This window comes from Streptomyces sp. NPDC048417, assembly GCF_040651615.1.
Classification (GTDB): domain Bacteria; phylum Actinomycetota; class Actinomycetes; order Streptomycetales; family Streptomycetaceae; genus Streptomyces.
In genome coordinates, this window is record NZ_JBEZKI010000005.1 from 340,514 (window position 1) to 363,206 (window position 22,693).

17 protein-coding genes are annotated in these 22,693 nt (G+C 70.0%); 13 read left to right on the forward strand and 4 right to left on the reverse strand.

The genetic code is table 11. The annotated features are described in order from the left end of the window. Positions 1-77 precede the first annotated feature (77 nt). Both AB0D59_RS10690 and AB0D59_RS10695 read left to right on the forward strand, forming a co-directional pair. Complete coding sequence (locus tag AB0D59_RS10690) at positions 78-1,115, forward strand: ATP-binding cassette domain-containing protein (RefSeq protein WP_362563334.1); 1,038 nt, start codon at positions 78-80, stop codon at positions 1,113-1,115. Beyond that, positions 1,112-1,963 carry an ABC transporter permease gene (locus AB0D59_RS10695; RefSeq protein ID WP_362563337.1) on the forward strand — a complete coding sequence of 284 codons (852 nt, stop codon included), beginning with the start codon at positions 1,112-1,114 and terminating at the stop codon, positions 1,961-1,963. Before AB0D59_RS10690 ends, AB0D59_RS10695 begins: the two co-directional genes overlap by 4 nt. A 120-nt stretch (positions 1,964-2,083) precedes the next feature. Here the strand turns inward: AB0D59_RS10695 and greA are convergent, their stop codons facing one another. After that, entirely contained in the window at positions 2,084-2,584 is a 501-nt protein-coding gene (gene greA / locus AB0D59_RS10700; protein WP_362563340.1) for a transcription elongation factor GreA, read from the reverse strand. Between the two features lie 169 nt (positions 2,585-2,753). Then, entirely contained in the window at positions 2,754-3,152 is a 399-nt protein-coding gene (locus tag AB0D59_RS10705) for a DUF4307 domain-containing protein (protein ID WP_362563343.1), read from the reverse strand. Between the two features lie 138 nt (positions 3,153-3,290). Here AB0D59_RS10705 and mca point away from each other — a divergent pair, with 138 nt between their 5' ends. Together mca and AB0D59_RS10715 are read left to right on the forward strand one after the other, a co-directional pair. Continuing rightward, positions 3,291-4,172 carry a mycothiol conjugate amidase Mca gene (gene mca / locus AB0D59_RS10710; RefSeq protein WP_362563346.1) on the forward strand — a complete coding sequence of 294 codons (882 nt, stop codon included), beginning with the start codon at positions 3,291-3,293 and terminating at the stop codon, positions 4,170-4,172. Further along, positions 4,165-4,404: a hypothetical protein gene (locus AB0D59_RS10715; protein WP_351708430.1), complete on the forward strand. Its 240-nt coding sequence runs from the start codon at positions 4,165-4,167 to the stop codon at positions 4,402-4,404. The genes mca and AB0D59_RS10715 overlap by 8 nt, the downstream gene beginning before the upstream one ends. A gap of 6 nt (positions 4,405-4,410) precedes the next feature. On the opposite strand, the gene AB0D59_RS10720 is transcribed toward AB0D59_RS10715, so the two are convergent. Together AB0D59_RS10720 and AB0D59_RS10725 are read right to left on the reverse strand one after the other, a co-directional pair. Further along, entirely contained in the window at positions 4,411-7,611 is a 3,201-nt protein-coding gene (locus tag AB0D59_RS10720; protein WP_362563349.1) for a tetratricopeptide repeat protein, read from the reverse strand. 93 nt (positions 7,612-7,704) lie between these two features. Continuing rightward, positions 7,705-8,103 (reverse strand): hypothetical protein, encoded by a 399-nt coding sequence (locus AB0D59_RS10725; RefSeq protein WP_362563352.1) that lies wholly within the window; start codon positions 8,101-8,103, stop codon positions 7,705-7,707. Between the two features lie 197 nt (positions 8,104-8,300). On the opposite strand from AB0D59_RS10725, the gene AB0D59_RS10730 reads away from it, so the two are divergent. The 9 genes from AB0D59_RS10730 to AB0D59_RS10770 all read left to right on the forward strand — a co-directional run bounded on the left by AB0D59_RS10730 (position 8,301) and on the right by AB0D59_RS10770 (position 22,616). Further along, the gene (locus tag AB0D59_RS10730) at positions 8,301-8,927 is read left to right on the forward strand and encodes a helix-turn-helix domain-containing protein (protein WP_362563355.1); all 627 of its coding nucleotides are present in this window, start codon (positions 8,301-8,303) and stop codon (positions 8,925-8,927) included. After that, positions 8,908-10,935, forward strand: coding sequence for a thioredoxin domain-containing protein (locus AB0D59_RS10735; protein ID WP_362563358.1), 2,028 nt, complete (start codon positions 8,908-8,910; stop codon positions 10,933-10,935). The genes AB0D59_RS10730 and AB0D59_RS10735 overlap by 20 nt, the downstream gene beginning before the upstream one ends. A 213-nt stretch (positions 10,936-11,148) precedes the next feature. Next, positions 11,149-12,417 carry a glycosyltransferase gene (locus tag AB0D59_RS10740; protein ID WP_362563360.1) on the forward strand — a complete coding sequence of 423 codons (1,269 nt, stop codon included), beginning with the start codon at positions 11,149-11,151 and terminating at the stop codon, positions 12,415-12,417. Continuing rightward, the gene (locus AB0D59_RS10745; RefSeq protein WP_362563361.1) at positions 12,414-14,054 is read left to right on the forward strand and encodes a phospholipid carrier-dependent glycosyltransferase; all 1,641 of its coding nucleotides are present in this window, start codon (positions 12,414-12,416) and stop codon (positions 14,052-14,054) included. The genes AB0D59_RS10740 and AB0D59_RS10745 overlap by 4 nt, the downstream gene beginning before the upstream one ends. After that, complete coding sequence (locus tag AB0D59_RS10750) at positions 14,051-15,223, forward strand: glycosyltransferase family 2 protein (RefSeq protein WP_362563363.1); 1,173 nt, start codon at positions 14,051-14,053, stop codon at positions 15,221-15,223. The genes AB0D59_RS10745 and AB0D59_RS10750 overlap by 4 nt, the downstream gene beginning before the upstream one ends. A gap of 2 nt (positions 15,224-15,225) precedes the next feature. After that, positions 15,226-17,613, forward strand: coding sequence for a galactose oxidase early set domain-containing protein (locus tag AB0D59_RS10755; protein ID WP_362563547.1), 2,388 nt, complete (start codon positions 15,226-15,228; stop codon positions 17,611-17,613). A 494-nt stretch (positions 17,614-18,107) separates the two neighbouring features. Continuing rightward, positions 18,108-19,394, forward strand: coding sequence for a glycosyltransferase family 2 protein (locus tag AB0D59_RS10760; protein ID WP_362563365.1), 1,287 nt, complete (start codon positions 18,108-18,110; stop codon positions 19,392-19,394). Between the two features lie 4 nt (positions 19,395-19,398). Further along, positions 19,399-21,336, forward strand: a complete 1,938-nt coding sequence (locus AB0D59_RS10765; RefSeq protein ID WP_362563367.1) for a right-handed parallel beta-helix repeat-containing protein — start codon at positions 19,399-19,401, stop codon at positions 21,334-21,336. Continuing rightward, positions 21,333-22,616 carry a right-handed parallel beta-helix repeat-containing protein gene (locus AB0D59_RS10770; RefSeq protein WP_362563370.1) on the forward strand — a complete coding sequence of 428 codons (1,284 nt, stop codon included), beginning with the start codon at positions 21,333-21,335 and terminating at the stop codon, positions 22,614-22,616. The genes AB0D59_RS10765 and AB0D59_RS10770 overlap by 4 nt, the downstream gene beginning before the upstream one ends. Positions 22,617-22,693: the final 77 nt, after the last annotated feature.

A 22,693-nucleotide genomic window follows, 5' to 3' on the forward strand; every position in this document is an offset into this window, starting at 1 on the left:
CCGGCGAAAACCATAGGCGGACCGAAGCGCGCATCCCTAGCCTTTTTCGAAGAATCCTCGATGACGTGGAGACTCATATGCCAGGCGCCATCTATGCCGAAGGCCTGGTGAAGACCTTCGGTGACGTAAAGGCCTTGGACGGCGTCGACCTCGATGTCCCCGAAGGCACGGTCCTCGGACTGCTCGGGCCGAACGGCGCGGGCAAGACGACGACCGTCCGCTGCCTGACGACCCTGCTCCGCCCCGACAGCGGCAAGGCGGTCGTCGCGGGCTTGGACGTGGTCAGGCAACCGGACGCCGTACGCCGCTCCATCGGCCTGTCCGGACAGTTCGCGGCGGTCGACGAATACCTGACCGGCCGTGAGAACCTGCAGATGGTCGGCCGTCTCTACCAGATGCGGGCGAAGCAGGCGAAGGCCCGCGCGGTCGAGCTGCTGGAGCAGTTCAACCTCGCCGACGCCGCCGACCGCCCCACCAAGACCTACTCCGGAGGCATGCGCCGCCGCCTCGACCTCGCGGCCGCCCTGGTCGTCTCGCCGCCCGTGATGTTCATGGACGAACCGACGACCGGCCTCGACCCCCGCAACCGCCAGCAGCTGTGGGAGGTCATCAAGCAGCTCGTCTCCGGTGGTACGACGCTGCTGCTCACCACCCAGTACCTGGAGGAGGCCGACCACCTCGCCCACGACATCGCCGTCGTCGACCACGGCCGGGTCATCGCCCAGGGCACCTCCGACCAGCTCAAGGCCCGCACCGGCGGCGAGCGCGTCGAGGTCGTGGTGCACGAACGCGACCACATCCGGACCGCCGCCGAGGTACTGCACGGCTTCGGCAAGGGCGAGACCACCGTCGAGGAGCACACCCGCAAGCTCACCGTCCCCGTCACCGGCGGCGCCAAGCTGCTCGCCGAGGTCATCCGCGAGCTGGACACCCGGGGCATCGAGATCGACGACATAGCACTGCGCCGCCCCACCCTCGACGACGTCTTCCTGTCCCTGACCGGACACGTGGCCGAGGAGAAGGCCGAGGACAGCGGCGAACAGGACCAGAAGGACACCGGCAAGGACACCGGCAAGGACACCGGCAAGGACAGCCGCAAGGAGACCGTGAAGTGAGTGCCGTCACCGACACCGTGCGGGTAGCCGCTCCGGGCAACGCCGTCACCCAGTCCTTCCGCGACTCGATGGTGGTTGCCAAACGCAACCTGATCCGGATGTCCCGGATCCCCGAGATGCTGATCTTCGGGCTCATCCAGCCGATCATGTTCGTGGTGCTGTTCACCTACGTGTTCGGCGGCTCGATCCAGGTCGGCTCGTCCACCTCCACCCAGGCCTACCGCGAGTTCCTGATGGCCGGCATCTTCGCGCAGACGGTGACCTTCGCCACCGCGGGTGCGGGTGCCGGCATCGCCGACGACATGCACAAGGGCCTCATCGACCGCTTCCGGTCGTTGCCCATGGCGCGCGGTGCGGTGCTGACCGGCCGGACCATCGCCGACCTCGTGCAGACCGCGCTCACCCTCGTCGTGCTGGCCGTCGTCGCCCTGATCGTCGGCTGGCGCACCCACGAGAACCTCGGCAAGGTGCTCGCCGGCTTCGGCCTGCTCCTGCTGCTCGGGTACGCGTTCTCGTGGATCGGCGCGCTGATCGGCCTGTCCGTACGCACCCCCGAGGCGGCGACCTCGGGCGGCCTGATCTGGCTGTTTCCGCTGACGTTCATCTCGAACGCGTTCGTGGACGCGAGCCACCTGCCGGCCTTCCTGCGCCACATCGCGGAGTGGAACCCGTTCAGCGCCACCGTCCAGGCCAGCCGCGAGCTGTTCGGCAACCTTCCGCCGGGCTTCCACGCGTCCGACGCCTGGCCCATGCAGCACCCGGTCTGGGCCTCGCTGATCTGGTCGGTCGCGATCATCCTGGCCTTCCGGACGCTCGCGGTCCGCAAGTACCGCTCGGCCACGGCGTGACACGAACCACGACCGCGTGACACGAACCACCACCGCGTGATGCGGACCACGACCGCGTGATGCGGACCACGACAAAGCCCCCGGCGTCCCATGGACGCCGGGGGCAGGTGTCTGTTCGCGTCAGCCGGAGTAGGGCTCGGCCTTGAGGATCCTCACCGAGGCCTTCTTGCCGTTCGGCAGCTCGTACTCCGCGTCCTCGCCCACCTTGTGTCCGATGACACCGGTGCCCAGCGGGGACTGCGGCGAGTAGGTCTCGACGTCGGCGCTGGCGTATTCGCGCGAGGCCAGCAGGAACGTCATGGTGTCGTCCTCGTCACCGTCGAAGGCGATGGTCACCACCATGCCGGGCGCGACGGCGCCGTCCGTGGAGGTCGGAGCCTCGCCGACCTTGGCGTTCTCCAGAAGCTGGGTCAGCTGGCGCACACGGAGCTCCTGCTTGCCCTGCTCCTCCTTGGCCGCGTGGTACCCGCCGTTCTCGCGCAGGTCGCCCTCCTCGCGCGCGGCCGCGATCTTGGCGGCGATCTCCGTGCGCGCAGGACCAGACAGGTACTCCAGCTCGGCCTTGAGCTGGTTGTACGCCTCCTGGGTCAGCCAGGTGACGTTCTCGCTGGTCTGGGTCACAGGTGCTCCTCGTCGGTACTGGGAATACAAAGCATCGCCCTACCCAGAAGCATGTTCCTCCATGGAAGGGCGAAACCACGAGCCTAACAATTCAACGGCGGAAGGGGGAGGACATAAGCCATCAGAATCACGTCAACGCAGGTGAGGGCCTACGTATTCATGGCTGACGTCAGTCGGCGTGGCAGCCGAGCAGCTCCGCGGTGGTGCCCCGGGCCGTCGTACGGAGCGTGACCACCCGGTCGACCTCGGTGGCGGAACCGGTGAAGCGGAAGTCGGCCCGGCCCACCTCGGAGCCGTCCGCCGCCTGGGAACGCAGTGTGCAGTAGCCGGAGGCGCCGGAGTCCTTGTGGACCTCCAGATGCACCTGGACCGCGCTGTCCGAGGCGTCGAAGGCGACGACCTGGGCGCTGATCTCGCTCTTCACGACGTAGTGGTAGGCGAAATAGCCGACCAGGGCGAGCAGCAGGGCGCCGAGGACGGCGCCGGTGATCTTGAGCCTGCGGTCGGCGACCTCGTCCGAGGAGCGGCCGTAGCGGCCCTCGGGCAGCCGCGTACTCGCGGTACTCATGATCGTCCTCCCGGCAAGAACCACTCCCGGACCCGGCCAGACCCGGACCCCGGAATTATTCGTCCCCTGATTCGGTCACTATAGAAGCGCCGATCGCACCCGAAGACACCGGGGCGCTGACTTACTGAGGATTGAGTCTTGACTGACCAGCTGCGACTGATGGCCGTTCACGCCCACCCCGACGACGAGTCGAGCAAGGGCGCGGCCACCATGGCGAAGTACGTGTCCGAGGGGGTGGACGTGCTGGTGGTGACCTGCACGGGCGGGGAGCGCGGCTCCATCCTCAATCCCAAGCTGCAGGGCGACAAGTACATCGAGGAGCACATCCACGAGGTACGCAAGAAGGAGATGGACGAGGCCCGCGAGATCCTCGGCGTCAAGCAGGAGTGGCTCGGCTTCGTCGACTCCGGCCTGCCCGAGGGCGACCCGCTGCCGCCGCTGCCCGAGGGCTGCTTCGCCCTGGAGGACGTCGACAAGGCGGCCGGCGAGCTCGTCCGCAAGATCCGCGCGTTCCGCCCGCAGGTGATCACCACCTACGACGAGAACGGCGGCTACCCGCACCCCGACCACATCATGACCCACAAGATCTCGATGGTGGCCTTCGAGGGCGCGGCCGACCCGGAGATGTACCCGGAGGGCGAGTTCGGCCCCGTCCACCAGGCGCAGAAGCTCTACTACAACCAGGGCTTCAACCGTCCCCGCACCGAGGCCCTGCACAAGGCGCTGCTGGAGCGCGGCATGGAGTCGCCGTACGGGGACTGGCTGAAGCGGTGGAACGAGTTCGAGCGCACCGAGCGCACCCTGACCACGCACATCCCGAGCGCGGACTTCTTCGAGATCCGCGACAAGGCGCTGATCGCCCACGCCACCCAGATCGACCCGGACGGCGGCTGGTTCAAGGTTCCGATGGACCTCCAGAAGGAGGTCTGGCCGACCGAGGAGTACGAGCTCGCGAAGTCGCTCGTCGATACCTCCCTCCCCGAGGACGATCTCTTTGCGGGCATCCGCGACAATGCCTGACATGAGCGCAAGCGCAAGTCTGGCACTGACGCACCTCGTCCCCCTCGCCAAGGAGGTCGACGAGAACAAGGTCACCCCCGGGGTCCTCGGTTTCATCGTCTTCGCGGTGATGGCCGTGGCGGTCTGGGGCCTGATGAAGTCCATGAACAAGCACATGCAGAAGGTCGACTTCAAGGAGTCCCCGAACGCCAAGGCGGATCCGGGGACTCCCACAGCCGACCCCAAGGGCTGACCGGCGTCACGCCCCGGCCGGTACCGGCACCCCCATCACCTCACGGGCGTGCCGGCTGGGCACCATGCCCAGCCGCCAGGCCTGCCAGCCGGACTCCAGGGTCACCCCGCGGTCCAGCAGCAGGCCGTACGCCGTGAGGTACTCGGTCAGCTTCTCGTCGCGCAGCGGGTGGGCCGCCCGGGAGAGCTGGGCCAGGTCCTCCTGGGCGACCGCCGTACCCACCTCCACTCCGCCCGGTGCGGCGTAGGGGAGCAGGGTGCAGCGCAGGAAGCGCGCCCAGTCCTCGCCGCGGCGGTCGCCGTACGACGAGAACAGGGTGACCGCCTCGTCGCACAGGGCCAGGGCCTGCTGAGTGCGGTTGTTGCCGGCGTCCACGACGGCCAGCTCCAGACAGGTCCAGGCCTCGCCATGGACGACACCGATGCGCTGGAAGTCGGCACGGGCGTCGACCAGGAGCTGACGGGCGAAACCCGAGTTGCGCAGCGAGCCGGTCTGGGCCGCCCGCTGGTCGCGGGTCACCCGGGCCGAGTGGTGGCGGGCACAGGCCAGGCCGTAGACGTCCCGCATCCGGGAGAACATCGTCCGCGAGCGCTCCAGCTCACGGACCGCCACGTCCAGGGTGCCGGTCTCCTCCAGGGCCTGGCCCAGGTAGTAGACCGTCCAGGCCTCGCCGCGCGCGTCCTCGTTCTCCCGGTGCCGGGCGGCCGCCTGCCGCAGGGCGTCGACCGCCGGGGACGCGTCACCGTCCACCAGCCGGGCCCGCGCCAGCTGGGTCAGCGCCCAGGCCTCGCCGCGGGCGTCGCGGGTACGGCTGTAGCGCTCCAGCGCCGCCCCCAGCTCCCGCTCCGCACGCGGCACGTCACCCATCCGCAGCGCCAGCTGGCCGAGCTGGAAGTGCGCCCAGGCCTCGCCGTGCACCGAACCGCCCTCCCGGTGCAGCACGAGCGAACGGGTCAGCAGGTCCATCGCCTCCGGCAGCCGGGCACGGTCACGCTGCACCGCCGCCAGCGCGTGCATCGTCCAGGCCCGGTCGGTCGCCAGCTGCGGGGCCGCCTGGAGATCCAGCGCCTCCTGGAGCTTGGCCGCCGCCTCGGTGAGGTGGCCCTGGTGGTGCAGGGTGATCCCGAGGGAGCACAGGGCGCGGGCCGCGCCGGCGTCGTGGTGCGCCTCCATGTAGAGGTCCACGACCGAGGTGAGGGTGGTGCGCGCCTTGTCCAGCTCACCCAGCTGGCGGGCCGCGATACCGGTACGCCACTGCACCGAACGCACCAGCAGGCCCTGGTCCACCGCCTGCGCCAGCTCGCTGATCTCACCGAGCCGGTACAGGTCGCCGCGCAGCAGGCAGTAGTCGCACAGGGCGCCCAGCAGGTTCTGTACGGCCGCCTGGTCGACGCCCTCCGCATACCGCAGCGCCGCCGTGATGAAGCTCGACTCGTCGTCCAGCCAGCGCAGCGCCTCGTCCAGGGAGGTGAAACCGTGCGGGCTGAACCGGTCCGAGCGGGTCGACATGTTGCCGTCCACCAGCCGTAGCACCGAGTCGGCCAGCTCCCCGTAGTTGACGATCAGCCGCTCCTGCGCCGCCGTGCGGTCGGCCGGCTCCTCCTCGTCGGCGAGACGGGCCTGGGCGAAGGCGCGGACCAGGTCGTGCAGCCGGTAGCGGCTGCCCCGGACATGGTCGAGCAGACCGGCCTGGGCGAGCGCGACGAGATGACGGGTCGCCTCCGCCTCGTCCGTGGCCAGCAGGGCGGCCGCGGCCGCCGCGCCGAGCGAGGCCCGGCCCGCCAGCGCCAGCCTTCTCAACAGGCGGCGCCCGGTCTCCGACTGGTCGGTGTAGCGCAGCCACAGCACCCGCTCCACCGGCTCGACCGGCCCGTACGCGCCCAGGTCCGTGGCCAGCTGGAGCGGTGAACGCGAACCCAGCGACGAACCCGCCACCCGCAGCGCCAGCGGCAGGCCGCCGCACAACTCGCGGATCCGCTCCGCGGACTGCGCGTCGTAGGGCCCGGACGTGTCCTGCGCCGCCGCGTCCAGCAGCTCCTCCGCGCCCGCCGCGTCCAGCGGCGTCACCGGAAGCTGGTGCACCCAGGCCGGCAGGTCCGCGGGCAGGTCCAGCCGCTCCCGGGCGGTGACCAGGACCAGGCTGTCGGACCGCTCCGGGATCAGCGTGCGCACCTGCTCGGCATCCGAGGCGTCGTCCAGCACGATCGTCACCGGAAGACCCGTCAGGTGCTGGTGATACAGCTCGCTGAGCCGTTTGACCTGCTGGTCCGCCGAGGAACGCTCACGGAACAGCAGCTGCTCGCGAGGCGCACCCAGCCGGTTGAGCAGATGCAGCAGCGCGTCCCGGGTGGGCAACGGCCGCTCGCCCCGGCTGTCGCCCCGCAGATCCACCACGACCGCACCCCGGAAGAAGTCCTTCAGCTCGTGGGTGGCCCGGATCGCGAGCGTCGTACGCCCGGAGCCGGGCTCCCCGTGCAGGACGACGACCGTCGGACGGGTCTCCGTGGTCGCCCGCGCCGCCTGTGCCCACTGCCGGATCCGCGCCAGCTCCTGATGACGGCCGGCGAACGGGCCGTCCGGGTCGGGGAGCTGACCGAACGACTGCTGAAGCACCGAACGCCTGCGGGCCGCCGCGCTCTTGTCCGCGCCGCGCAGCCCCGGCCCCTGCTTCTTCGGTCCCGTGGAGGCGCTGAGCACCCGCTGCTGATCGAGGAACGGCCGGATGCCGCGCACCTCCAACGCGGTCAGCCACTGCAGGCGCAGCTGCTCGGGGCCGCCGGGCTGCCCGGCCGCGCCGGCCTGGTGATGAGCGGCGGGGAGATGGGTACCGGCGACCTTGACGACCGTGGCGGCCGCGCCGATCACTCCGGCGGTCACGCCCGCGCCGAGCGCCGTACCGGCGCCGGTGCCCAGGGAGAGGTCGGCGACGGTGGCGGCGACCGCGGCGACGGCCGCGACCAGCAGCGGGGTTCCGGCGCCCTCTCTGGCGTACCGCTGGCCGAAGCTCTGCCGGCCGGCCTCCGTCTCGTCGAGGGCGTGGGTGTAGGTGTCGTACTCCTCGGCGGCGCTCTGTGCCATCGCCTCCAGACCGCCGCGGGCCCGGGACAGCAGCAGCTGTCCGTCGACGCGGCCGCCGGAGCGGCGGACCTCCTCCTCCACGGCCTGGACCAGCAGCCGGTCGGCTTCCGCCCGATGGGCGTCCCGCATGTCCCGTCCCCCTCCAGCGGTAACTCCTTTGCTTATGAGTGTCCTTGGGAGAGGGCGAAGTTGCGAGAGGGCCGGATCATCGAAGAACGGGGTCTAACGCGGCGCGGGCTCGCTCTGCCGTCCCTTCGACAGCGCCAGGAAGACGCACGCCGCGGCCAGTCCCGCCTCCGCCACGGCGCTGCCGAGCGCCTCCAGCAGTTCTACGCCGACCGCCGACGTCGTTATGTCGAACCACGCGTCCAGGATCGCGACCGATGCCGTCGCCGAAGCCGTCAGCCGGGCCCGGGCGTCGCCCCGCAGCCCCAGCACCGCCGTCGCCGCGCAGCCCGCCGCCATCAGGACGTCCAGCCCGATCCAGGCCAGCGACCAGTTGTGCACCTCGGTCTTGGTGGGCAGCGTCAGCGCCAGCACCACCATCCACGGCACGAGCAGCACAGAGGACGACCCGAGAAGAATCAGCGCCCACCGCTTCAACCGCCTCGTCCGCTTCATCCTCTGCGCCTTCCTCGCCGTTGACCGCTCCAACACCTTGGCCCCCTCGCCTTGTTCCAGCTCCGCGGAACCTGTGGATCCCATGGGTCCCCGCCAAACCCCACGCTAGACCGCAGAGAAAATTCTGCAAAGAAAATTCGGCGGACATCGGGGAAGGGTCAGGGTCCTCTCAGGGCTCTCCGGGTTACGGTGATCGCATGACCGACGGCACGCCCAGGACGGCCGCGGCGCCCGACCCCGCCGCACACCCCGAGCTGACCAGCCTCGAACGCACCGCCCTCTACAAGTCCCTGGGCAATCCCCTGCGTCGCCGGATCCTCGACTACCTCGGCCGGCACGGCGAGGCCAACTCCACCGTGCTCGCCCGCGAACTCGGCGAGAGCTCCGGCACCACCAGCTACCACCTGCGCAAACTCGCCGAGCAGAGGCTCATCGAGGAGATCCCGGAGAAGTCCGGCGGCCGGGAGCGCTGGTGGCGGAGCCTGCCCTTCAGCCACACCACGCCCGACCCGGCCACGATGACGAACGAGGAGTACGCCGCGGCCGAGCACCTCGCCCTCCTCAGGATCGAGGTCGACACCAGGCTGTTCCGCCGCGCCCACGAGGAGTACCGGGGCCCGCAGGGCTGGGCCCAGGTGCAGCGCACCGGCACCTGGATGACCAAGGACGACCTGCACGCCTTCGTCCGCGCCTACCAGGAACTCCTCGACCGCCACAGCCACCCGGACGACGCGGTTCCCGAGGGGGCGCGCCGGGTCAACCTGCGCTTCTACGCCGCTCCGGACACCGTGGGAGAGTGGGAGGGTGAACCGACTGGCCCATGAGACGTCCCCGTACCTGCTTCAGCACGCCGACAACCCCGTCGACTGGTGGCCCTGGTCGGCCGAGGCCTTCGACCGGGCCCGCGAGACCAACAGACCCGTCCTGCTGAGCGTCGGATACAGCTCGTGCCACTGGTGCCATGTGATGGCTCACGAATCCTTCGAGGACCGGGCCACCGCCGAGTACCTCAACGAGCACTTCGTCTCCGTCAAGGTCGACCGCGAGGAGCGGCCCGACGTCGATGCCGTCTATATGGAGGCCGTGCAGGCCGCCACCGGGCAGGGCGGCTGGCCCATGACCGTGTTTCTCACGCCCGACGCCGAGCCCTTCTACTTCGGTACGTACTTCCCGCCCGCCCCCCGGCACGGCATGCCCTCCTTCCGGCAGGTGCTGGAGGGTGTCCGGGCCGCCTGGACCGACCGGCGGGACGAGGTCGCCGAGGTCGCCGGGAAGATCGTCCGTGATCTCGCCGAGCGGGAGATCAGCCACCAGGGCGCCCAGCCGCCCGGTGAGCAGGAACTCGGCCAGGCCCTGCTCGGGCTCACCCGCGAATACGACGCGCAGCGCGGCGGGTTCGGCGGCGCTCCCAAGTTCCCGCCGTCCATGGTCATCGAGTTCCTGCTGCGCCACCACGCCCGGACCGGTTCCGAGGGCGCCCTGCAGATGGCCGCCGACACCTGTGAGCGGATGGCCCGCGGCGGCCTCTACGACCAGCTCGGCGGCGGCTTCGCCCGCTACTCCGTCGACCGCGACTGGGTCGTGCCGCACTTCGAGAAGATGCTGTACGACAACGCCCTGCTCTGCCGGGTGTACGCCCACCTGTGGCGGGCCACGGGGTCGGAGCTGGCCCGCCGGGTCGCCCTGGAGACCGCCGACTTCATGGTCCGCGAACTGCGCACCGACGAGGGCGGGTTCGCCTCGGCCCTCGACGCCGACAGCGACGACGGGACCGGCAAGCACGTCGAGGGCGCGTACTACGTGTGGACGCCCGCGCAGCTCGGCGAAGTCCTCGGCGCGGACGCGGATCTCGCCGCCCAGTACTTCGGGGTCACCGAGGCCGGCACCTTCGAGGACGGCCAGTCCGTCCTGCAACTTCCGCAGCAGGAGGGCGTGTTCGACGCCGAGAAGGTCGAGTCCGTCAAGCGGCGGCTGTTCGCGAAGCGTGCGGAACGCCCCGCGCCCGGCCGGGACGACAAGGTCGTCGCCGCCTGGAACGGGCTTGCCGTCGCCGCGCTCGCCGAGACCGGCGCCTACTTCGACCGGCCCGACCTGGTCGAGGCGGCCGTCGCCGCCGCCGATCTCCTCGTACGGCTGCATCTCGACGACCACGCGCGCCTCGCCCGTACCAGCCGGGACGGCAGGGCCGGCGCCAACGCGGGTGTCCTGGAGGACTACGGCGACGTCGCCGAGGGCTTCCTGGCGCTCGCGTCCGTGACCGGCGAGGGCGTCTGGCTGGAGTTCGCCGGGCTGCTGCTCGACCATGTCCTGGTCCGCTTCGTCGACCCGGAGACCGGTGCCCTCTACGACACCGCCTCCGACGCCGAGCAGTTGATCCGCCGGCCGCAGGACCCGACCGACAACGCCACGCCCTCGGGCTGGACCGCGGCCGCCGGTGCGCTGCTCGGTTATGCGGCCCACACCGGGTCGGAGCCTCATCGCACCGCGGCGGAACGGGCGCTGGGCGTCGTCAGGACGCTCGGGCCGCGGGTGCCGCGCTTCGTCGGGTGGGGGCTCGCCGTCGCCGAGGCGCTCCTCGACGGTCCGCGCGAGATCGCGATCGTGGGACCTGACCAACGGGACAGCCGCACAACCGCCCTGCACCGCACCGCGCTTCTGGGCGTCGCCCCTGGTGCAGTCGTGGCCACGGGGACTCCGGAGAGTGACGAGTTCCCGTTGCTCGCAGGGCGGCCGCTCGTCGGCGGGGAGGCGGCCGCGTACGTGTGCCGCAACTTCACGTGCGACGCCCCGACCACCGACCCGGAGCGGCTGAAAGCGGTGCTCGGAGGCTGAATAACGGGAAAGCCCGCGCATCGGGCAGAACAAGTCGCCGGAATTGTGCGTCTGTTCGGGTAGATACCGCTTACGGCATCGCCGTTCCGAAACATGCTATTTATCGGAATGGCTGCCGCGCTTCACAGATCCCCCCTAGGCTCTGCACAGAGACGCGACGGTTGTGACTCACCGTTGCGTACAGGGGGCTTTGGGATCTGGGGGGATCTTCTTTTGCTGACGTCTGTCTTCATCGCGGTCGTCTCGCTCGCCTTGTTCTGGATGGCTGCCTTCACCCTGTGGTGGCAGATGCACGCGTGGCGCACGCCCGAGGTGCTCGCGTCCACCCGGTTCGGCAGACCCGACGGGGGCGAACACGTGTCGTTCTCGCTGCTGCTGCCCGCGCGGCACGAACAGGCCGTGCTCGACCACACCATCCAGCGGCTGCTGGAGTCCACACACACCGACTTCGAGATCATCGTGATCGTCGGACACGACGATCCGGAGACCACGGCGGTCGCCCGTGCGGCGGCCAAGAAGGACCAGCGCGTACGGGTCGTCGTCGACACCCACGAGAAGAAGAACAAGCCGAAGGCCATGAACACGGCGCTGCCGCACTGCCGCGGCGATGTCGTCGGGGTCTTCGACGCCGAGGACCAGGTCCATCCGGAACTGCTCGCCCACGTCGACCACGCCTTTCGCACCACGGAGGCGGACGTCGTCCAGGGCGGCGTCCAGCTCATCAACTTCCACTCCAGCTGGTACAGCCTGCGCAACTGCCTGGAGTACTTCTTCTGGTTCCGGTCCCGGCTGCATCTGCACGCGCAGAAGGGGTTCATCCCGCTCGGCGGCAACACCGTCTTCGTACGGACGGCCGTGCTCCGGGAGGCCGACGGCTGGGACCCCGACTGCCTGGCCGAGGACTGCGACCTGGGCGTGCGTCTGTCGTCGGTCGGCAAGAAGGTCGTCGTCGCCTACGACTCCGACATGGTGACCCGCGAGGAGACCCCGGGCTCGCTCATGTCGCTGCTCAAGCAGCGCACCCGCTGGAACCAGGGCTTCCTGCAGGTCTACCGGAAGCAGGACTGGAAGCAACTCCCGGGCCTCGGACAGCGGTTGCTCGCCCGCTACACCCTGATGACGCCGTTCCTGCAGGCCTTCTCCGGTGTGATCATCCCGCTGAACGCGGCGGTCGCCCTCTTCCTCGACGTCCCCGTGGGCGTCGCCTTCCTCACCTTCCTGCCGCTCGTCACCGCCGCCGTCACCTTCGTCTTCGAGGTGGTCGGGCTGCACGACTTCGGCAAGCAGTACGGGCTGCGCGTCCGCTTCATCCACTACGTGAAGCTCGTCGTCGGCGGCCCCTTCTACCAGGTCCTCCTCGCCGGAGCAGCGATCCGCGCAGTGTGGCGCGAGCAACGCGGCCGGAACGACTGGGAGTTGACCACTCACGTCGGCGCGCATCTCACCGCGGCCGAGACGATCCGAGAGGACGTTCCTGCGTGACCTCCACTCTTCCCGCGGTGACCACTTCGAAGGTCCCCGCGCAGCGCAGAGCTGTGCCGAAAACAGGTTCGCCCGGTCGAACGTCACCGCCGTTACGGCTCCGTTCCTCCCGCGCCGACCTGCTCCTGTGCGGTGTGCTGCTCCTCGCGATCCTCGCGGTCCAGGGCTGGAACATCGCCGACTACCCGACCCTCAGCGACGACGAGGGCACCTACCTCGCCCAGGCCTGGGCCGTCCAGGAGGGCCGGGGCCTGGCCCACTACACCTACTGGTACGACCATCCGCCGCTGGGCTGGATCCAGATAGCCCTGCTCACCTGGACACCCTCCGCCATCGACCCCGGCCTGATGACCGTCGGCTCGATGCGGGTGGCGATGCTGCTGGTCAGCGGCGTCAGCGCGGTCCTCGTCTACGTCCTCGGCCGCCGCCTCTCCCTGCCCCGCTGGGCGGCCGCCCTCGGCATGGCCCTGTTCGGGCTCTCGCCGCTCTCCGTCGTCCTCCAGCGCGAGATCTTCCTCGACAACATCGCCGTGATGTGGCTGCTGCTGGCCTTCTGCCTCGCCGCCTCGCCCAGCCGGCACCTCTGGCACCACTTCGGCGCGGGCCTCGCGGCCGCCGCGGGCGTGCTCACCAAGGAGACGATGCTCGTCGTCCTGCCCGCTCTGCTGGTCACCATGTGGCGGCACGGCCACGCCGACACCCGCAAGTTCGCCCTCACCGGCGCCGTCACCGCCTGCACCCTGGCCGGACTGTCGTACCCGCTGTTCGCCCTTCTCAAGGGCGAGTTGCTGCCGGGCGCCGGTCATGTCTCGCTCTGGGGCGGCGTCAAGTACCAGATGTCCAGGCCGGGTTCGGGCTTCATCCTGGACACCGCGTCCGGCTCGTACGGCGTGCTGCACTCCTGGCTGTACTACGACCGGGTGCTGCCCGTCGGCGGCCTCGCCGCGGCCCTGCTGCTCCTGGTCGCCCACCGCTGGTCGGTCACCGCCCGCGCGCTCGCCGGACCGGCCCTGACCGTGGTGATCCTGGCCGCCGTCGCCCTGCGCCCGGGCGGCTACCTGCCCGCCATGTACATCATCGGCGCGCTCCCGTTCCTCGCCCTGGTCCTCGCCGGGGCCGCCGCCTCCGTCACCCACGCGCTGCTGCGCAGGTGGCGCACGGAGGGCGAGAAGCGGGCCGTGACCTGTGGCCGGTACGCGCTGGCCGCCGTACTCGCCCTCGCCGCCGGCGCCTACGCCGTGCCGAAGTGGTACGACGGTGATCGCACCGCCGTCACCGCCGACGCCAACGCCTCCTACCGGCAGGCCTCGCACTGGCTCGGCACCCAGGTCGCCGACCCCGCCCGCGCCCGCGTCCTGGTCGACGACGCGCTCTGGCTCGACCTCGTCCACCAGGGCTACCGGCCCGGCCTCGGCGCCATCTGGTTCTACAAGGCCGACCTCGACCCGGCCGTCACCAGGACCCTGCCGCACGGCTGGCGGGACCTCGACTACGTGGTCGCCTCGCCGACGGTACGGCGGGACGCCCGCGACCTGCCCAACGTCAGGGCCGCGCTCCAGCACTCGGCGCCCGTCGCCACCTTCGGCTCCGGCGCGGACCGCATCGAGATCCGGCAGATCGCAGGGGGTGCCCGTTGAGCAGCCACGAGTACACCGTCCCGGCGGCGGGACTGGAAGCGACGGAAGTCCCCGAGCCGGGCGCCGTCACCATCGTCGTACCGACCTTCAACGAGTCGGGGAACGTACGGCAGTTGCTGCACCAGATCACCGAGTCGGTGCCCGCGCGGCTGCCCTGTGAGGTGGTCTTCGTCGACGACTCCACCGACGACACCCCCGAGGTCATCCGACAGGCCGCGCAGGACTGCCCGTTCCCGGTGGCGGTGCTGCACCGCGAGGAGCCGGTGGGCGGGCTCGGCGGGGCCGTGGTGGAGGGGCTGAAGGCGGCCACCGCCGAGTGGATCGTCGTCATGGACGGCGACTGCCAGCATCCGCCGTCCCTGGTACCGGAGTTGGTGGCCACCGGGGAGCGGAGCAACGCCGGGCTCGTCGTCGCCTCCCGGTACATCAAGGGCGGCAGCCGGGCCGGGCTCGCCGGCAGCTACCGGATCGCCGTCTCGCGCGGGGCGACCTGGCTGACCAAGTCCCTGTTCCCGCGCCGGCTGCACGGCATCAGCGACCCGATGAGCGGCTTCTTCGCGATCCGGCGGAGCGTGGTCACGGCCCATGTGCTCAAGCCCCTCGGCTACAAGATCCTCCTCGAGATGGCGGTGCGGAGCCGCCCGCGCGAGGTCGCGGAGGTCCCGTTCGTCTTCCAGGACCGGTTCGCGGGCGAGTCCAAGTCGACCGCGCGGGAGGGGCTGCGCTTCCTGCGCCACCTGGCGGGTCTGCGCACGGCCTCGCCGGTCGCCCGCATGGTCGGCTTCGGGCTGATCGGGCTGAGCGGCTTCGTGCCGAACCTCGTCGGGCTGTGGGCGCTGACCGCGCTCGGCCTGCACTACCTCCCCGCCGAGATCCTCGCCAACCAGCTCGGCGTCGCCTGGAATTTCGTCCTCATCGAACACCTGCTGTTCCGCGACCGGCGGGCCCATCGCCGCTGGTGGGACCGGGCCGGCCGGTTCGCGCTGCTCGCCAACGCCGACCTGGTGCTGCGCATCCCGCTGATCGCCCTGTTCGTCGGCCGGTTCGGGATGGGCGCGCTGCCCGCCACCGCCCTCGCGCTGGTGACGACGTTCGTCCTGCGCTTCGCCGGGACCGAGGCGCTGGTCTATCTCCCGCGCCGCACGAAAGATGCAAGGAGAGCCGCGTGACCATGAAGCACAGAAGGACGGCGCTGGTCGGGGTGGGCGCCCTGACCGCCGGACTGCTGCTCACCGCACCCCAGCCCGCCGAGGCGGCCAACCTCGTCAGGAACCCGGGCTTCGAGACCGCCGGCACCGACGGCATGCCGTACTGCTGGGAGAAGTCCGGCTGGGGGGACAACGACTTCGCCTTCGCCACGACGACGGACGCCCACTCCGGCTCCCAGGCCATGAAGGTGACACTGACCCGGCGGGTCGACGGCGACCGCAAGGCGCTGATCACCGAGTCCACCGACTGCGCGCCCGTCGTCACGGCGGGCCAGCAGTACGACCTCTCGCTCTGGTACAAGTCGACCACCCCGGACACGGCGGTCACCCTGTTCCGGCACGACACCACGGCCGGCTGGCAGTACTGGACCGACCTGAAGACCCTGGACATGGCGTCCGCCTACACCCAGGCGACCGTCCGCACGCCCGAGGTCCCCGCCGGTACCGACCGCATCACCTGGGGAGCCTCGGTCTACGGCACCGGCTCGGTGACGACCGACGACTACACGATGGAGCAGGTGGCCGACGCCGTGCCGCCCGCCCAGTGCACGGGTACGAACGCCCAGTGCGCGGACGGCAGCTGGTCGGTCCTGCCGACCCGGAACCCGGTCCGCGCCATGCACTCCGTCGTCCTCAACAACGGCAAGGTGCTGCTGATCGCCGGCTCCGGCAACAGCGAGGAGAACTTCGACGCCGGGACCTTCACCAGCGCGGTGTACGACCCGGCCGACGGCACGTACAAGGTCATCCCGACACCCAAGGACATGTTCTGCTCGGGGCATGTGCAGTTGCAGGACGGCCGGGTGCTCGTGATGAGCGGCAACAAGGCCTACCCGGTCGCGGGCGGGCACGGCTACGAGGGGTACAAGGACTCGTACATATTCGACCCGGTCACCGAGACCTACAGCAGGACGAACGACCTCAACGACGGCCACTGGTACCCGTCGGCGACCGAGCTGGGCAACGGTGACGTCATCTCCTTCGGCGGGCTGCGGGAGGACTCATCGGGGTCGGTGACGGCGGAGTACTGGTCCGACGCCCAGCAGAAGTGGCTGGGTCTCGCGGACGTCCACCAGACCTGGTCGTACTGGGGGCTGTACCCGTCGATGATCCTCATGCAGGACGGGCGGCTCTTCTACTCCGGCAGCCACGTCTTCGGCAACAACATCCCGGGCACCGGCTCCGCGGTCTACGACTACGGCGCCAACACCATCACCCAGATCCCGGGGCTCCGGAACAAGGACGGGCGGGACCAGTCGGCGAGCGTGCTGCTGCCTCCGGCGCAGGACCAGAAGGTCCTCACGCTGGGCGGCGGCAACATCGACTCCAACCCGGACGCGAACCGGCTGACGGACCTGATCGACCTGAAGGACCCGAACCCGTCGTACGTCGCCGGTCCGCCCCTTCCGCAGGGCACGGTCGACCTCGGCAACGGGCCGGTGGCCGAGACCGGCAACCAGGGCAAGATGTACGTCTCCGCCGTACTGCTGCCGGACGGCAAGGTGCTGGAGACGGGCGGCGCGCTGCACAACCGCGCCAACCCGGTGTACGAGTCGTCGATCTACGACCCGGACACCAACGCGTTCGACTCCGTGGCCGCGGATCCCGAGGCCCGGGGCTACCACTCGTCGGCGTTCCTGCTGCCCGACGGGCGGGTCATGGCCACCGGTGACAACCCGGGCAACGGCACCTGGAACCACAACGTGTCGATCTACACGCCGCCCTACCTGTACAAGGGCGCCCGGCCGGCCATCACCTCGGTGATCAACCAGGAGTGGAAGTACGGCGACACCCAGCGGATCACCGTCGACCGGCCGATCGCCAAGGCGGAGCTGATCCGGCCGGCCGCGGTCACCCACTCCTCCGACCCGAACCAGCGGTTCGTGGATCTGCCGCTGTCCGTCGACGGCGACAACGTCGACCTCAACGTCACCAGCAATCCCGATCTGGCACCGCCCGGCTGGTACATGCTGTTCGCGGTCGACGCGAACGGGGTGCCGTCGGTGGCCAAGTGGGTGCATCTGCAGGGGCCGGCCGCGCTGGCGGACGCCTCGCCGCATGTCCACGCCTTCGCCGACTCCCTCGCGGGGAAGACCTCGGGGGCGGGGAAGAAGCGGGCCTCGCAGCCGGTCAGTACGACGATCTCCGGGTGTGAGAGGCACTACGGGTCGGTCAACGTGTGTGTGCCGACCGTCTTCCCGGCGGGGGTCGAGAAGACCGCGGCGGCGCGGTGTGCGTGGCTGAAGACGAATCAGTACGGGCGGCTCGAGGTCAACGGCAAGGACGATCCGCTGGGGCTCGATCGGGATCAGGACGGGGTTGCCTGTGGGAGAGGGGATGTGGGCCGGTAGTCGTCTGCGGGTGCGTGGGGGCCGGTCGCGCGCACGCGCTGGTATCCGCACATCGATGACAGCCCCGCGCCCCTGACGGGGCGCTCCAGCGGGCGGTGTGGAAGTGGCGGGGCGCGTCCCACGGTGGTTGTGGGCGCGCCCCTTCTCGTGTCCGCGTTCGCATGGATGGCGCTTTCTGCTCGTCGCGTCGAAACATGCCATTTATCGGATGAGTTCGTTCTCTTCACATCACCCCCATACAATCCCGATCGTGCCGTGACGCGTGTGACGCGCTGTCACGGCTGGGGAGGGAATGGGGAACTGGGGGTCCCGCACACCGGCCGTCCGGCGGTTCGTCGCGTCTGCGGCGAGCGGTGTGTGAAGATTTTGTAAGTGAAATTTGCGTTTCGTGTGACCCCTGTTCACTCATGAACTCCTAGCATCGCTGGAGCAGTGCCCGGTTCTGTCGCTTTTCGGACCGAGGCAGCCGTGTTATGTGGGGGGAGAGCGCAACATTGTCCGAGTTCTTCGACCAGGTCTGGTCGTGGATCGTCGAGGCTGTGGGGGAAACTTCGTGGCGAGAGGTGATGCCGCTGGGGCTCGCCGGACTCTTCGTCTGGGCGCTCTGGCTGTATCGAGCGGTGCTCTCGCGGTTCGCCAAGCCAGTCGTCAACAACTTCCGCACCAGTGTCTCCGTGGTGGTCCCGGCGTACCGGGAAGACCCCGACATCCTGCTGGAATGCCTGGACACCTGGCTCGCCCAGGATCCCGCTGAGATCATCATCGTCCCCGACGTGGAGGACCACGAGGTACTGCACCGGCTGTCGCTGGTGGAGGACCCCCGGGTCCGGGTGCTCGCCTTCGAGCACCGGGGGAAACGTTCCGCCTTGGGCGTCGGCATACGCGCGGCCACCGGGGAGCTCCTCGTCCTGGTGGACTCCGACACCCGCTGGGAGCCGGGGCTGCTGGACGCCGTACAGATGCCCTTCGCGGACCCCACGGTCGGCGGGGTGGGCACCCAGCAGAACGTCTACCAGCGCACCACCAGTGTCTGGCGCCGAATAGCCGACTGGCTGGTCAACCTCCGCTACTACGACTACGTCCCGGCCATGGGCCGGGCCGGTGCCGTGGCCTGTCTGTCGGGCCGTACGGCCGCCTACCGACGGGCGGCGGTCCTGCCGGTCCTGGAGAACCTGGAGAACGAGTTCTTCCTCGGCCGCCGCTGCGTGGCCGGTGACGACGGCCGGCTGACCTGGCTGGTGCTCGCCTCCGGCTACAAGACGGTGCACCAGTCCTCCGCACGGGCCATCTCCATGTTCCCGTCGTCCTTCCGGGCCTTCGTCAAGCAGCGCGTCCGGTGGAGCCGCAACTCCTACCGGTGCTACCTGACCGCGCTGTACAAGGGATGGCTGTGGCGGGCCCCGCTGGTCACCAAGATCACCGTGCTGCAGATCCTGCTCACCCCGGTGACCATGGGCATGGCCCTCGGCTATCTGCTGCTGAGTCGGCTCGACTTCAGCGGGCGCGGCATCCTCCTCACCCTGGTCTGGCTGATGCTGGGCCGTGCGGTCCGTGGCTACTCGCATCTGCGCAGGCATCCGCAGGAGATCCTGCTGCTGCCGCTGACGGCTCTCGTGGTCATCATGATCTCGCTGCCGATCAAGCTGTACGCCTTCGTCACCATGAACAAGCAGGGCTGGCTCACCCGCAGCTCCACCAGCATCGGAGGCGAGGGCCAGAGCGCGTCCACCCTCTCCGGCGGCGGTCAGAACCACTCCGCTCTCCAGCCGGAGGTGATCTGACGTCATGTCAGCACAACTCATCACCGTCAGACCGCGCCCCGGGATCCGGCTGCGCCGGGCGGGTGCCAGAACAGCGGCGCTGCTGGGCGCCTTCGCGGTGGCGGCGACGCTGCTGCTGGGCACGTCGACCGCGGCGCACGCCGACGGGGACGGCGACAGGAAGAAACTCGCCGCCGAGGACGCCGAGACCCAGGCCGCGCTGGTCGCCGACGAGGACCACCGGCTCAACCAGGTACGGGCCTTCACCTCGGTGGCGCCTTTGCAGAGCACCAAGTGGACCGTGCCGTACCGGCTGGACACCGACAACGGATACACCCTGGTGCTCACCCAGCGCAGCAACGCCTACACCATCGCCGACCTGCTGAAACTCGCCCCGCAGACCTTTGTGCGGCGCAAGGACGGCTCGTATCTGCTGACCGAGAACATCTATCTCAACGTCGGCGCCAAGCTGAAGCTGTCCAACCCGGGCGGCCTCACCCTGCGGATGGCCAGCAACCGCACCGGCTTCGTCTCCATCGTCTCCTTCGGCGGCGAACTGGCGCTCCAGGGCACCGCCCAGGCGCCGTTGACGATCACCAGCTGGGACCCGCAGGCCAACAAGGCCGACCCGGACGTCCGGGACGGCCGCGCCTACATCCGCACCATCGGCGGCCAGTTCGAGATGACGCACACCAAACTCTCGAACCTGGGCTTCTGGAGCGGCCGTACCGGCGGGCTCAGCCTCACCGGAACCGACCGGCCGAACACCGGCTCGCTGGAGGACACCGGCCAGATCCACGGCAAGACCGCGCGCGAGCGGGCCGACGCGCAGGGAGACGCGCAGGACGGCGACGGCTCCAGCAGCGGCGACGTCACCGCCATGCCCTCCGGCGAACTGACCACTCCCGACGCCCGCTTCTCCACCGGCGGACTCTCCTACGTGTCCGGGTCGATCACCCACTCGACCATCACCGGCAACGCCTTCGGGATCTTCATCTCCAGTGCCACGGGGATCGAGATCAGCGACACGACCGTGCAGGACAGCCTGGAGGACGGCGTGGTGCTGCACCGCTTCGTCTCCAGCTCGCTCGTGCAGCGCACGGTCGCGAAGGACAACGGCGGCGACGGCTTCATCCTCTCCCGGGCCACCCAGCAGGTGCGGATCAGCGGCTCCACCGCCCAGGGCAACGGCGGCAACGGCTACACCCTCAGCGGCAAGCCGCTCGCCGACGGACCCTCCGCCTCCGGCCAGGCCGTCGACAGCTACGGCTCCAACTCGGTCGCCAACAGTGTGGCCAAGGACAACGGCCGCTACGGTGTCGAGGTGCTCGGCGGGTTCGACGTCGGGGTGCAGAACAACCGCATCGAGGGCGGTGACATGGGGATCGTGGCCCGCCTGGCGGCGGACAAGGTCTCCATCACCGGCAACCGCCTGACCGGCCAGAACCGGCAGGGCATCTCGGTACGGGACGGCGTCACCGACGCCACGGTCACCGGCAACATCATCGACGGCCCGGAGACCGGCGTGTATGTCCGCGACTCGGCCGCCGAGATACGCGGCAACACCGTCCAGGACGCGACCAACCACGGTGTCAGCCTGGTCGGCGGCGTGGACGGTACGACGGTCTCCTTCAACGTGATCGGCGGGGTCGGCCCCAGCGCACTGGACTCCAGCCGCTCCCACGGCGGGGCCTCCATCAAGGAGAACCAGACCTTCGCCTGGTACGACACCAGTTCCTTCTGGGTCAAGGTCAAGCACTACGCGAGCCCGATGACCCTGCTGTGGACCGGCATCCTGCTGCTGATCCTGTTCTCGGCCGTCATGGGCCGGCGCAGGCGGCGCGGTCACGGGCGGATCGCCCGGATCATCCATCCCTACTCCGACAAGGCACCGCTGCCCGCCCCGCCCCCGGACGAGATCGAGGTGGCGGGCCGCAGCAGGACGCCGGTGATGAGCGAATGAGCGACGACACACCGGACGAGACACCGGACGGGACAGGTGCCGGCACAGCGGCCGGCACCCCGGGAACGCGGCCCACGCCGGCGGAGCGGCTGCGCCGGATCCGGCTCTCCGGCGGCCTGCCGCTGTGGGTGGCCTCGGCCGCCCTGCTGATCTCGGTGGTGGCGCTGATCGTGGCGGCCTCCACCGGAGACGGCCCGCCCGTGGTGTACGGGGCGGGCCCCGACGCGGGTCCCACCATTGCGGTGGCCACCCCCACGGACGACACCGGCGCCACCGACGACCCCGGTGCCACGGCCGCCGATCCGGAACCGAGCGGCACGGCGACCGACGGGGGGACGGCCGCGCCCACCGCGTCCGGCTCCGCCGCGGCCGCCGCGTCCGGACCGGTGAAGTGCCCGGCCGCCACGGTCACCGTCGGGGACGCCAAGTCCCTTGCGGAGGCTCTGGACCAGGCACAGCCCGGGGCTGTCATCAGGATGCGGGACGGGGTGTACGACGACCGGTTCACCGCCGCCAACCCCGGCACCGCGGACCAGCCGATCTTCCTGTGCGGCGGCCCCGGCGCGGTGATCGACGCCGGTGACGTCGACGGCGGCTACGCCTTCCACCTCGACGGCGCCAGCCACTGGCGGCTGATCGGCTTCACGGTCCGCAACGGCCAGAAGGGGGTCATGGCCGACAAGGTCCAGGGCACCGTCATCCAGGGCCTGACCGTCGAGAACATCGGCGACGAGGGCATCCATCTGCGCGACTTCAGCTCCGGCAACGTGGTCGAGGGCAACACCGTCCGTGACACCGGCAAGCGCAAGGAGACCTTCGGCGAGGGCATCTACGTGGGCTCGGCCGAGTCCAACTGGTGCACGGTCACCGACTGCAAACCCGACAAGAGCGACGACAACGTCGTCCGCGGCAACCACGTCAGCGCCACCACCGCCGAGTCCGTGGACATCAAGGAGGGCACCACCGGCGGCTCCCTCATCGGCAACACCTTCGACGGCGCCGAGCTCACCGGCGGCCACAACGACTCCTGGGTCGACGTCAAGGGAAACGACTGGCTGATCAAGGGCAACGTCGGCCGCCACTCCCGTGAGGACGGCTTCCAGACCCACCGGATCCTCGACGGCTGGGGCACCGGAAACGTGTTCCAGGCCAACACCGCGCAGGTGGACGGCCCCGGCTACGGCTTCCATCTCGCGCCCGTCGAGAACAACAAGGTCGCCTGCGACAACAAGGTCAGCGACGCGGCGAAGGGCCTCGCCAACACCGCCTGCTCCTCCTGACGGCGAGGGGCCCGGTTCGCACCCGGGCCCCGCACGCGGCCCCAGCTCCCTCTCCTTCACCCACGCGCGTCTTCGGC

Bases quoted from the DNA above. Each gene is read 5' to 3' on its own strand.
- AB0D59_RS10690 (WP_362563334.1), top strand. From the start codon at position 78: ATGCCAGGCGCCATCTATGCCGAAGGCCTGGTGAAGACCTTCGGTGAC.
- AB0D59_RS10705 (WP_362563343.1), bottom strand. From the start codon at position 3,152: ATGAGTACCGCGAGTACGCGGCTGCCCGAGGGCCGCTACGGCCGCTCC.
- AB0D59_RS10715 (WP_351708430.1), top strand. From the start codon at position 4,165: ATGCCTGACATGAGCGCAAGCGCAAGTCTGGCACTGACGCACCTCGTC.
- AB0D59_RS10720 (WP_362563349.1), bottom strand. From the start codon at position 7,611: ATGCGGGACGCCCATCGGGCGGAAGCCGACCGGCTGCTGGTCCAGGCC.
- AB0D59_RS10725 (WP_362563352.1), bottom strand. From the start codon at position 8,103: ATGAAGCGGACGAGGCGGTTGAAGCGGTGGGCGCTGATTCTTCTCGGG.
- AB0D59_RS10730 (WP_362563355.1), top strand. From the start codon at position 8,301: ATGACCGACGGCACGCCCAGGACGGCCGCGGCGCCCGACCCCGCCGCA.
- AB0D59_RS10755 (WP_362563547.1), top strand. From the start codon at position 15,226: ATGAAGCACAGAAGGACGGCGCTGGTCGGGGTGGGCGCCCTGACCGCC.
- AB0D59_RS10765 (WP_362563367.1), top strand. From the start codon at position 19,399: ATGTCAGCACAACTCATCACCGTCAGACCGCGCCCCGGGATCCGGCTG.
- AB0D59_RS10770 (WP_362563370.1), top strand. From the start codon at position 21,333: ATGAGCGACGACACACCGGACGAGACACCGGACGGGACAGGTGCCGGC.